Genomic DNA, 11,983 nt, shown 5'->3' with positions numbered 1-11,983 from the left:
GACGGCGGCGCGATTCGCGCTCGCCAACACGTTTTCGAAGCTTGTAGGGGCGCATAGTGTAGCGCACACGCGCGGCCGACCCCACATATGGGGCCCACGCAGCGCTACGCGGTGATTTCGAGCATGAGATCGAGCGCGGCCTTGGCCTCGCGGGCCTCGTCGGCGTCGACCTTGATCTGGTTCACGACATGCCCTTCGGCCAGATTTTCCATCACCCAGGCCAGATGCTGCGGATCAGTCCGGAACATGGTCGAACACATGCACACCACCGGCGACATGAACTGAACCTTCACGTCTTTGGCGGCCATTTCGTGGTGCAGGCGATTGACCAGATTCAGCTCCGTGCCCACCAGCCAGTGGCTGCCCGGCTCGCTGGCCCGCACCGTCTTGAGGATGGTTTCCGTGGAGCCCACTACATCCGAAGCCTGGCAGACCTCGAAGGCGTTTTCGGGATGCGAGATCACCTTGCCGTGCGGGTGTTCTTCCCGAAACTTCTTGATGTGGTTGGGATGAAACATCTGATGAACCGAGCAGAAGCCCTTCCAGAGAATCATCTTCGCCGCGCGGATCTGCTCGACCGTTAGCCCGCCCATGGGCTTGTCGAAATCCCAGACCACCATCTCGTCGAGACCAATGCCCATGTCGTAGGCGGTATTGCGCCCCAGATGCTGATCGGGAAAGAACAGTACCTTTTCGCGGCGCGAAAACGACCAGTCCAGTACGCCGCGCGCATTCGATGATGTACACACGATGCCGCCATGGCGACCGCAGAAGGCCTTGAGATCGGCCGCGGAGTTGATATAGGTCACCGGCGTGATCGCCTCGTCCGGCTCTAGCACCTCGGCGAGTTCGCGCCACGCGCGCTCGACATTGCGCAAGTTGGCCATGTCGGCCATCGAGCAGCCGGCCGCCATATCGGGCAGGATCACAGTCTGATCGTCGCGCGAGAGGATATCGGCGACCTCGGCCATGAAATGCACACCGCAGAATACGATGTACTCGGCATCAGATTGTGCCGCCTGGGCCGATAGCTTGAGCGAATCGCCCGAGAAATCGGCATGGGCGAAGACTTCGTCGCGCTGGTAGTGATGACCCAGAATCGCACAACGTGAACCCAGCGCCGCCTTGGCGGCACGAATACGCGCATCGCAGGCTGCATCGTCGTAACGGGCGAAATCCTGCAAGGCCAAAGCAGTTGCAGACATGCTTATGATCGGTCGGCGAATCGTCAGGAAAATGTACCACAACCGGGCCAGCGCGTCGGTGCCGGGCGCTTGACCTTTATACTCGCGCCATGACCCAACACGATCGTCAATGGCTCGCGCGGGCAGCGCATCGCCTGCTACGCCCGCTGGTGCGCATCATGCTCGGCCAGGGCATCGCCCATCGCGACTTCGACGCGATCGTGCGCGCGGTTTATGCCGAAGTTGCGCGCGAGTCGTTCACGCCCGAAGGCAAGCGGGCGACCGATTCGCATGTCGCAATCGTGACCGGGCTGACCCGCAAGGAAGTCAAACGCCTGCGCGAACAAGCCGATTCACAATACGACACCAGCCGCTGGGGCGGCGCAAACCGCGCCACGCGCGTGCTATCGGGCTGGCATCGGGATCCGGATTTCACCGACGACGAAGGCGCCCCGCGGCCGCTCGTACTGGATGACGAACACACCGGCTTCAGTGCCCTGGTACGGCGCTACAGCGGCGATATCCCGGTGATGGCCATCCTCGACGAGCTCGAACGCGTGCACTCGGTCGAGCGCGACACCGACGGCACGGTGCGCGTGCTCAATCGCGCCTATCTGCCCGGGCTGGGCGATAGCGAACGCCTGCGCATGCTCGGCTCGGCCGGTCACGATCTGCTGTCGACACTGGAACACAATCTGTCGTCTGCGGCGGATAAAAAACCGCGTTTTCAGCGCACGGTATTCAATACGCGCGTCGATAAACGCGCCTTGCCCGTATTCCATCGTCTGGTTTCGGCGCAGGCCCAACAACTGCTGGAAACGCTCGACGACTGGCTTGATCGCCATGAGGTCGACCCGAAGGACGAGCACACGCCGCATACCCGCACCGGCGTGGGTATCTATTATTTCGAAGACAAGGGGGAGAGCCCGGATGATGACCGCTCTGGATAACGCCGGCTTGACCAAGCGCGCGCTGGCCGCGCTGCTGGTCAGCCTGCTCGCGCTACTGACGGTCGCCGGTTGTGGCTCCGATGGCGGCAACGACGGTGACGGCCAACAGGCCGGGATCGAGGGCACCGGCATCGTCTCGGGGTTTGGCAGCGTTTATATCGACGGCGTGGAGTTCGAAACCAACGCCGCCCAGATCGTATTCGTTGGCGAGCCGGTGACCGAATCCCGGCTCAGCCCGGGCGATCTCGTCACCGTGGTCGGCACAGTCGATGCCGCCGGCCAGGCACGGGCCACGCGTATCGTCTACGAGCGCACCCTCGACGGCCCGATCGACCAAATCGAAACCGACGGCGATACCGGCACCCTGGTCGCACTCGGCCAGACCGTGGAATTCGACGGCGATACGGTCTTTGTCAACGCGCCAGCCGAGGAACTCGCGGCAGGCGATCTGATCGCGGTGAGCGGCTTCACCCAGACCGATAACCGCGTCCATGCCCAGTCGATCCGGCGTAGCGAGACCGGATTCGTACCCAACAACTCGACGCTCGAAATCGAAGGCACGGTGGATTCGATCGAGGCCACCCGCCTGCGCGTTGGCGACCAGACCATCGACTTCGCCAATGCACAGATTCGCCCCGAGCGTTCGGCGCTGGTCGTAGGCAGTCGGATCGAGGCCTTCGGCACACGGGCCGAATCGCGGGATGCGCCGATGATCGCCAGCCGCCTCAACGTAAGCGTTTTCAAGCAGGCCCCCGCGGGCCGACAGATGCTCGTGGGTGCCCAGATCCGGGATTATGTCGACCAATCGGATTTCGTGGCCGGCGGCTGGCGTATGGACGCCGACGATGCGCAGCGTCTGGACAACCTGGCGAGCGAGCTCTCCAACGGTATGTATATCAGCGCGCGCGGCGTGTCCGAAAACGGCCGGGTCAAGGCGCGCACCGTGCGTGTCGAACCACCGGCGAACGCGATGCTGAAAGCCGATATCGACACGATCGACACCACGGCCGGGACCATTACGCTGCTCGGCCGGCGTATCGATGTGCGCGACGACACTCGCTATATCGAGCGCCGCGAAAACGGCGACCGCAGCCTGCGCATCGGCACCCTCGTCCGTGGCGACACGATCCGCGTCCAGCTCTATATCGACGCGGACAAGGCGACCGTACGCAGCCTCGAGCGGCTGCCGGCCGGTACGTCCAATGCCGCGGTATCCGGCCAGGTGATGCAATTTGAGCGCAACGACAACACGGCCACGATCGTGGTCGCGGGCGTCACCGCCGAGCTGGCCGACGACACCACCGTGTACCGCAATGCCGAGGGCGACGAGATCGATGCCGATAGCTTCTTCGCCGGTGTCAAAAATGGCAGCCGCGTACGCCTGAGCGGCCCACAGAACGGCGAACGAATCAGCATCGTGCGCAATGCACGGCTTCTACGCGATACGTCAAAGTAAGCGATCGCTTGGCAAACGGGCACGCGTCGGCGGGCACGACACAGCGCGCGGGTTGCTGGCGCCGCGCGCCGCATAGCCCATGCAAAAAAACCGGCCCGGGCAGAACCCGGGCCGGTCGTACACGAATGACCCGCCGTTGATTTAGTTCGAATCGTTGGCCGTGGCCTGTGCCTGGAACGAAACGGTCGGCCCGGTGATTGGCAGCCCGTCGCCGATCAGCAAGTCGGTTCCGGTGCCCTCGATCTGGCGTAGTACAAAGGTGACTTCGCCTTCGCCCATCCGATCGTTGCCCGGCTGATTGATCGTGACCCCGCGATCGCCATCGCTATCGCTACAGGCGGTGAGCATCATCACCAGCGCGCCCGCGATCAGCAGATACTGCGTACGCCGACGCACGCCGCCGACAGGAACCAGACCGAGCAGCGCAAGCAGTCCGCCGCCCGCATAGAGCGAAGTGGACAGCTGTACGGTCGCCACACCGGCAACAACATCGACCTGAGTGACCCGGTCAGCCACGATGAAGTAGCTCGCGCTATCGTTGGCCGACACGCTCTGACCGCCACCGTTGAAAGTCACGGTGAAGTCGTAGCCCTCATCCAGGGTTGCGCTGCCTACCGACATGTCGCTGCCCATGTCATAGCGGCCGTTGTCGTTGCTGTCGGCATAGACCGTAAGACGGATGTCGCTCGGGTCAATACCGGCCGGCAGCCGATCGTCGCGATTTACGTAGCCGGAGAAGCCGCCAATCGTCACCGCGGTGTCGCTGTTGTTGGCCAGCCGCACACCCAGCACCACGGCATCGGCATCGTCGTTGCCGATCACCGCCGAACCCAGGTTCAGGCGGGTTGCCTGTACGACCGGATCATCGGTGAGCTCGAACGCGCCGCTATCGCAGTCGCCGTCCCCGTTATTCGGATCCACGGCATCGAAACCGCGCTCGGCGCCGCGCTGATCGGTGGCGGTGGCCGCACAGTCGGCGTTGGTGTCGAGAGCCGCGCTGTCCGTGGCCAACGGCTGGGTCGCGGTCGGTCCGCCATACAGGCGATACGCGCCGTTGAAGGCCACCTCGCCGGTGACGTTGCCGTTCGCCCCATCGGCGGTCACGCCGCTGCCGAGATCGGGGCTGTTACCGGACACAAGGCTGTTGTTCACCGTAATGGAACCGCCCGCACCGTCGACCGCGAACACGCCGCTGCCCTGATTATTGGTCACGCTGACATAGTCGAGGGTGATGGTGCCGCCGGCCCCGTCGAGATACACGCCGGCCCCGCGGGTCGCGCTGTTCTGCGCCACGGTGCTGTTGTCGACATCGAGCGTACCGCCGCCCGAGTTCCACAGACCGCCGCCTTCCACGGCCTTGTTGTTACCCACGCTGGAGTCGACGATCGTGGTCGTGCCACTGCCGCCGATATGCAGGCCACCACCGTTGCCCGGGCTCGCGCCGGCATCGTTGCCATCAGCGCTTGCCGTGCCACCGAGCGTGACCTCGGTCAGCGTCACGCTGCCACCTGCGTTCTCGATACCGCCGCCGGCACGCTGGGAGGTATTACCCGAGATGCGCGTACCGGTAATGTTCGCGGTGGCATTCGGGCTGACCAGAATACCGCCGCCCGAGCCGGACGTGCCCGATGCACGGTTCATGGCGATACGGCTGGCCGTGATCGTGAGCGTGCCGCTATCGCCCATGTCGTTGCCTTCGGCATAGATGCCGCCGCCGCCCTGGGTCGCATCGGCACCGGTGGCTTCGTTGTTGACGATGGAGACACCGTCGAGGGTCATCGCGCCCTGGTTGTTCCAGAAAGCGCCGCCTTCGACCGCGGTATTACGTGCGAACAAGCCGCCGGTCACATCGACGTCGCCGTCGCCGGTCACGTGCAGAAAGCCACCGTTGCCGGGACTCGCGCCCGCATCGTTGCCGGTGGCCGTGACGTTGTCGAGCGTGGTCGTGCTGCCTGCCAGCACTTCGATGGCGCCACCGGCACGCCGAGCCGTGTTCATGCGAAACACCGAGTCAGAGATCGTCAGCGTCGTGCCGTCGCCGGCCAGAATGGCGCCGCCCGAGGCTGAGCTTTCGTTATCGTCCGAGTTGCCGGCCATGTTCGACACGAACGTGGAATCGGATACGACCACCGTGCCGTTTGCGCCGCCGACCTGGCCGAAGATCGCGCCGCCGCCCATATCGGCTTCGGTGCCGTTGGCCCGATTTTGCGTGAAGCTTGCGCCCGACACGGTCAGGGTGCCGCCGTTGTTCCAGAGCGCGCCGCCTTCCTCGGCGATATTCGCGTTGAACGTACCGCCGTTGACGACAATATCGCCGCTGCCGGTCACGTGCAGCGCACCGCCGTTACCGGGATTCATGCCGGCGTTGTTGCCGCTGAAGTTGACGTTGTTGAGCGTCACGCGGACGTTGTCATTCGCGGGATCGTCATCGAGGTTCGCGGCCGTCGCGCCCGAGGCTTCTTCGATGGCGCCGCCCGCGCGATCGGCGGTGTTGTTGTTCATGGCGCCGCCGTTAACGGTCAGCACGCCGCCTTCGTCGTTGAGAATGGCGCCGCCGGAGCGTGCATCGGCATCGCCGCCGGAGGTAGTCGCCGTACCGTTGACCAGCGTCAGGCCGTTGAGCGTCAGGTTGCCCTGGTTGGTGAAGATTCGGCTCTGGTTGTTGGCATCGATGGTCATCGCCATCGAATTATTGGCGCTGTCGGCATCATCGCCGCTGGACATGCCGATGGTCAGCGTCGAGCCGGCGGCGATCGTTGGCAACGCGCTACCGCCCAGCGTAATCGTCGAACCCGACATGCTGCTGGCGAAAACGATGGTGTCGTTCGCGTCGTCACCCGCCGCGCACGTGCCGACCATTTCATTCTGGTTCGCTGCGGCGATCGCATCGCGCAGCGTGCACTGGCCGGCGCCGCTCATATCAGCGGCCGACTCCACGGTTATCGTTGCCGCCATTGCCCCGGGCACGACGGCGGCGAGCGACGTGCCGATGAGCGCAATATGCACCTGTCGACGCAATCGCCCACCGATTGGCTTGGAAACTGTCATCACGTATTCCCCTTTGCAGTAGCGCGTTGGGCGCGCCGCCCATAATTTAGGATTTCTATCCCAAACTCTGAATCGACAGTTACTGGGTGCGGGTCACACGGTTAAAAGCGAATGCCAGATACAACAAAGCCGGCGACCGCTCTCGGCGGCGCCGGCTTTGAAGCCCAAGGGTTTTGCTGTATTGGCGTCAGGCGCGTTAGCTGTCTTTCGCGGCCTTGCTGTCGCCGGTTGCGCGCAGGCGAATACCCAGTTCACGCAGTTGGGCATTGTCCGCCAGACCGGGCGCGCCGGTAAGCAGGTCGGTCGCGGTCTGCGTCTTGGGAAACGCAATCACTTCGCGAATCGAATCCGCGCCGGCCATGAGCATCACCAAACGATCCAGGCCGAAGGCGATGCCGGCATGCGGCGGCGCGCCGAACTTGAGCGCCTCGAGCAAAAAGCCGAACTTCTCTTCGGCGTCTTCGCGCGAGATACCCAACACATCGAAGGCGGCCTGCTGCATCGCCGGGGTATGAATACGCACCGAGCCACCGCCGATTTCGGTGCCATTGAGCACCATGTCGTAGGCCTGAGAGAGCGCATTCTTGGGATCGTTGCGCAGCGCGTCGGCATCGTTGACCGCGGGTGCGGTGAACGGATGATGCAATGCGTCCCAGCGCTTGGCCTCGGGGTCGTACTCGAACATGGGCCAATCCACGACCCAAAGCGGCGCCCAATCGCCTTCGATACGGCCCAGATCGTGACCCAGGCGTACGCGCAACGCGCCCAGGGCATCGTTGACCACGGTGGCCGTATCCGCGCCGAAGAACAGCAGATCGCCATCGGCGGCGCCGCTACGCGACATGATGCCGTCCACCGCCGCGTCGGACAGGAACTTGAGAATCGGCGAGGCCAGGCCGTCCCGGCCCGCGGAGGTGTCGTTGACCTTCACATAAGCCAGGCCCTTGGCGCCGTAGCGACCGACGAACTCGGTATAGCCATCGATCTGCTTGCGCGTGAGGCTCGCACCACCCGGCACGCGCATGACCGCCACGCGCCCGGTTTCGCTGTTGGCCGGGCCCGAAAACACCTTGAAGTCGGCATCGGCCACCAGATCGGCGATATCGACCAGTTCCAGATCGATACGCAGGTCCGGTTTGTCCGAGCCGAAACGGCGCATCGCCTCTTCATAGGTTATGCGCGGGAACGGATCGGGCAGCTTTACGTCGAGCACATCGGCGAACAGCGAACGGATCATGGTTTCGTTGATCGCCATGATGTCGTCGGCATCGACGAACGAGGCCTCGATATCGATCTGGGTGAACTCGGGCTGACGGTCGGCGCGCAGATCCTCGTCGCGGAAACAGCGCGCGATCTGATAATAGCGATCCATGCCCGACACCATCAGCAGCTGCTTGAACAGCTGCGGCGACTGCGGCAGGGCAAAGAAATGGCCCGGCTGGGTCCGACTGGGCACCAGGTAGTCGCGCGCGCCCTCCGGCGTGGCCCGGGTGAGAATCGGCGTTTCGATATCCAGAAAGCCGAGCTCGTCGAGCGTATTGCGCACCGCACGCGTCACCTGAGCACGCAGCTGCATATGGCGTTGCATGCGCGGCTTGCGCAGTTCCACATAGCGATAGCGCAGTCGTGCGGCGTCGCCCACGTTTTCGGTGTCGTCGAGCTGCAGCGGCGGCGTTTCCGAGGCATTGAGCACGGTCAGCGCGGTGGTATAGACCTCGATCTCGCCCGAGGCCAGGTTCGTGTTCACCGTGCCTTCGGGGCGTGCGCGCACCCGCCCGGTCACCTGAATCACGTACTCGCTGCGCAGTTTTTCCGCTTCCGCGAAGGTGTCGGGTTCGTCCGGGTCGAACACGACCTGGATCAGGCCGCTGCGATCGCGCAGGTCGACAAAGATGACGCCGCCATGGTCGCGGCGGCGATGCACCCAGCCGCAGACGGTGATTTCGCTGTCGATGTCAGCGGCGCTGACATCGCCGCTGTAGTGGGATCGCATCATGGCTATCGTCTTCGAGGTCTGCAAAAGAGCGCGAGTCTAGCAAGATGCGCCGCATCGCCGGTAGCCATGCACTGAATCAATGCCGGCCGGGCGCGCCGGGCCGGCACTGATCTGCCGTGCGCCCAGGCCGGCGCGCGGCTTCATTCAGCTATCGGCCTTGGACGACGAGGCCGTGCTGGTCTTTTTCTCGGGCGTGCTGGCGGTGTCGGTCTTCTTGTCGGCCGCCGCCGGTTTGGCCGGCGATGTGGCGGTATCGGATTTGGTGCTTTCGCCACTGCTCGACGAGGCGCTGGATGTCGAGGTCTTGTCGTCGCCGGCGATATTGCGCTTGCCGTCGGATTTGAAATCGGTTTCGTACCAACCACCGCCTGCGAGTCGAAATCCGGCCGCGGAAATCTTGCGTTTGAGTTCTGGCGTATCGCAGGCGGGACACTGGGTTAGTGGCTCGTCGGACAAGCGCTGGAGCCGTTCCAGCTCATGGCCGCAGTTGCGGCAGACATATTCGTAGATGGGCATGCTCTAAACCCCTGAAAGACCTGTAACGGCGCGTATTTTATACGACGTGACGCGTTGCGCCACTGGCCGCGGAGCGGCCGATGCCGTAGTAGGTGAATCCGGCCTGTGCCACATAAGACGGCTTGTAGATGTTGCGTCCGTCGACCAGCACCGGCGCGCGCATACGCTGAGCGATATCGGCGAAATCCGGGGTCCGGAAAATATGCCACTCGGTCACGAGCACGAGCGCGTCGGCGTCTTCGACCGCCTGCTCGGCGTTGTCGCATAGGGTCAGATCCGCGCGCTCGCCGTAGATCCGCCGTGTTTCCTTCATGGCTTCCGGGTCGTAAGCGCGCACCTTCGCCCCGGCCGCCCAGAGCGCTTCCATGAGCGTACAGCTGGGCGCTTCGCGCATATCGTCGGTGTTGGGTTTGAAGGCGAGCCCCCACAGCGCGATGGTCTTGCCCGCCAGGTCGCCGTAATGCGCCGAGAGCTTGTCGAACAACACCTGCTTCTGGCGATCGTTGACGCGCTCGACCGCGTTGATGATTTCGGTTTCGTAGCCGAGCTTGCCCGCGGTCTGGGCCAGTGCGCGCACGTCCTTGGGAAAGCAGGAGCCGCCAAAGCCGCAGCCGGGATAGATGAAGTGATAGCCGATACGGTGGTCGGCGCCGATGGCCTTGCGCACCTGTTCGATATCCGCGTCCACGCGATCGGCCACCTGCGACAGCTCGTTCATGAGGCTGATCTTGGTCGCCAGCACGATATTGGCGGCGTACTTGGTGAGTTCCGCCGAGCGAATATCCATGACGATGGTGCGATCATGCTGGCGATTGAACGGCGCGTAGAGCGCGCGCAGATGCTCGGCGGCGCGATCGCTGTCCACACCCACCACCACGCGGTCAGGTTTCATGAAGTCCTCGACCGCGGCGCCTTCCTTGAGAAATTCCGGGTTCGAGGCGACATCGAACGCCACGTCCACGCCGCGTTCGTTCAGCGCCTGCGTCAGCGCATCGCGCACCTTGTCGGCCGTTCCCACGGGTACTGTCGACTTGGTGATCACCAGCCGATAATCGTTCATATGCGCGCCGATGGTCGCGGCGACCTTGAGCACATACTGCAGATCGGCACTGCCATCCTCGTCGGGCGGCGTGCCGACGGCGATGAATTGCAGCATGCCGTGTGCAACCGCGGCTTTTGCATCGGTGGTAAAGCGCAATCGGCCCGAGCGCACGTTATCGTGCACGATCTGCTCCAGGCCCGGCTCGTAGATCGGGATTTCGCCGCGCGTCAGGCGCGCGATCTTGTCTTCGTCGATATCCACGCACACCACATGGTTGCCGCTCTGGGCAAGACATGCGCCGGTGACGAGGCCGACATAGCCGGTTCCGAAAATCGTGATATGCACGCTGACCCCTTGATTGTGTCGATGGCTAAGATCGCGTTGAAACGCCGGCGATTATGCGCAACCGCGCCCACGGATGCGAGTTCGATCTGGGCATCCAGACATAAAAAAGGGCCAGGCCGACTGGCCTGACCCTCGATCAATTCTGGTGGGCGGTACTAGGTTCGAACTAGTGACCCCTGCCGTGTGAAGACAGTGCTCTACCGCTGAGCTAACCGCCCGGTTCGCTTTGCGAGCGCGAAATTCTAGTGCGCAAGCGACGGCGGGTCAACGCATAAATCGATCGCGCACCCGTCAGGCGGCGGCGATGCTAGAATTCGGCCGATTTGATACTTCTGACCAGCAAGCGGGAGCCCGGATGCAACTTATCGATCTGCAAGCCCAGTACCAGCGCATCAAGCCGGACGTCGACGCCCGCATTCAGGCGGTTCTCGATCACGGTCGTTACGTGATGGGCCCGGAAGTCGAAGCCCTGGAAACGCGACTGGCTGAATATGTGGGCATCGACCATTGCATCGCCCTGTCCAGCGGCACCGATGCCCTGCTGGTGGCGATGATGGCACTGGAGATTGGCCCGGGCGATGAAGTGATCACCACGCCGTTCACGTTCATCGCGACCGGCGAGATGATCGGCCTGCTCGGCGCTACGCCGGTGTTCGTGGACATAGATGACGAAACCTACAATATCGATGCTGCGCTCATCGAAGAAAAGATCACCGACCGCACCAAGGCGATCGTCCCGGTGAGTCTGTTCGGCCAGACTGCGGATATGGACGCGATCAACGCCATCGGCGAACGCCACGGCGTACCGGTGATCGAAGACGCTGCCCAGAGCTTCGGTGCGACCTACAAGGGCAAGCGTTCCTGCGGTCTGTCATCGATCGCGGCCACCTCCTTCTTCCCGGCCAAGCCGCTGGGCTGCTATGGCGACGGCGGCGCGGCCTTCACGACCGATGCGGCACTCGCCGAGCGCATGCGCGAACTGCGCAACCACGGCCAGAACGCGCCCTATCAGCACCCGCGGCTGGGCATCAACGGGCGTCTCGACACCATTCAGGCCGCGGTACTACTGGCCAAGATGGAAGTCTTCGACGATGAAGTCGAACGTCGCGCGCGGGTGGGCAAACGTTACGCCGAATTGCTCGAGGGCGTGGCGCACGCGCCGGTCATTGCCGAGGGCTGCACCAGCGTCTATGCCCAGTACACCATCGAAGTGGACAATCGCGACCAGGTACGCCAGGCGCTTAACGACGCCGGCATTCCAAGCGCGGTCTACTATCCGGTGCCGCTCAATCGCCAGCCGCCGCTGTACTCGGATGTCGCGATTCCCAAGTCGGAGCGCGCGGCCGAACGCGTGCTGAGTCTGCCCATGCACCCCTATCTGGAAGACGCCGATCAGCGCCGTGTGGTGGACGCGTTGAAAAACGTATTAAAAAAATAGTGCTGTAG

General features: G+C 63.4%; 9 protein-coding genes and 1 tRNA gene. 4 read left to right on the top strand and 6 right to left on the bottom strand.

Annotated elements, in window-relative coordinates:
* Positions 1-104: 104 nt before the first annotated feature.
* Positions 105-1,205: a quinolinate synthase NadA gene (gene nadA, locus S4A8_RS10705; RefSeq protein ID WP_353176052.1), complete on the bottom strand. Its 1,101-nt coding sequence runs from the start codon at positions 1,203-1,205 to the stop codon at positions 105-107.
* Positions 1,206-1,294: 89 nt separating this feature from the next.
* Between nadA and S4A8_RS10700 the strand changes: the two genes are divergently transcribed.
* Both S4A8_RS10700 and S4A8_RS10695 read left to right on the top strand, forming a co-directional pair.
* Positions 1,295-2,134, top strand: a complete 840-nt coding sequence (locus S4A8_RS10700) for a DUF6502 family protein (protein ID WP_353176054.1) — start codon at positions 1,295-1,297, stop codon at positions 2,132-2,134.
* Positions 2,115-3,590, top strand: coding sequence for a DUF5666 domain-containing protein (locus S4A8_RS10695; protein ID WP_353220141.1), 1,476 nt, complete (start codon positions 2,115-2,117; stop codon positions 3,588-3,590). Before S4A8_RS10700 ends, S4A8_RS10695 begins: the two co-directional genes overlap by 20 nt.
* Before the next feature lie 141 nt (positions 3,591-3,731).
* Here the strand turns inward: S4A8_RS10695 and S4A8_RS10690 are convergent, their stop codons facing one another.
* On the bottom strand, positions 3,732-6,269 hold the full coding sequence (locus S4A8_RS10690) for a beta strand repeat-containing protein (RefSeq protein ID WP_353220140.1): 2,538 nt from the start codon (positions 6,267-6,269) through the stop codon (positions 3,732-3,734).
* On the opposite strand from S4A8_RS10690, the gene S4A8_RS10685 reads away from it, so the two are divergent.
* On the top strand, positions 6,262-6,660 hold the full coding sequence (locus S4A8_RS10685) for a hypothetical protein (protein WP_353220139.1): 399 nt from the start codon (positions 6,262-6,264) through the stop codon (positions 6,658-6,660). The genes S4A8_RS10690 and S4A8_RS10685 overlap by 8 nt on opposite strands.
* A gap of 174 nt (positions 6,661-6,834) precedes the next feature.
* On the opposite strand, the gene aspS is transcribed toward S4A8_RS10685, so the two are convergent.
* The 4 genes from aspS to S4A8_RS10665 form a co-directional block, all read right to left on the bottom strand.
* Positions 6,835-8,631, bottom strand: coding sequence for an aspartate--tRNA ligase (aspS, locus tag S4A8_RS10680; protein WP_353220300.1), 1,797 nt, complete (start codon positions 8,629-8,631; stop codon positions 6,835-6,837).
* 147 nt (positions 8,632-8,778) lie between these two features.
* The gene (locus S4A8_RS10675) at positions 8,779-9,150 is read right to left on the bottom strand and encodes an FmdB family zinc ribbon protein (protein WP_353220138.1); all 372 of its coding nucleotides are present in this window, start codon (positions 9,148-9,150) and stop codon (positions 8,779-8,781) included.
* A 37-nt stretch (positions 9,151-9,187) separates the two neighbouring features.
* Complete coding sequence (locus S4A8_RS10670) at positions 9,188-10,537, bottom strand: UDP-glucose dehydrogenase family protein (protein ID WP_353220137.1); 1,350 nt, start codon at positions 10,535-10,537, stop codon at positions 9,188-9,190.
* A 143-nt stretch (positions 10,538-10,680) separates the two neighbouring features.
* Positions 10,681-10,755 (bottom strand) — tRNA-Val (locus S4A8_RS10665).
* 86 nt (positions 10,756-10,841) lie between these two features.
* On the opposite strand from S4A8_RS10665, the gene S4A8_RS10660 reads away from it, so the two are divergent.
* Positions 10,842-11,975, top strand: a complete 1,134-nt coding sequence (locus tag S4A8_RS10660; protein WP_353176064.1) for a DegT/DnrJ/EryC1/StrS family aminotransferase — start codon at positions 10,842-10,844, stop codon at positions 11,973-11,975.
* Positions 11,976-11,983: the final 8 nt, after the last annotated feature.

This window comes from Salinisphaera sp. S4-8 (genome assembly GCF_040361235.1).
GTDB lineage: Bacteria > Pseudomonadota > Gammaproteobacteria > Nevskiales > Salinisphaeraceae > Salinisphaera.
The sequence above is the reverse complement of the archived record's forward strand: the minus strand, read 5'-3'. Positions and strand labels throughout refer to the sequence as shown.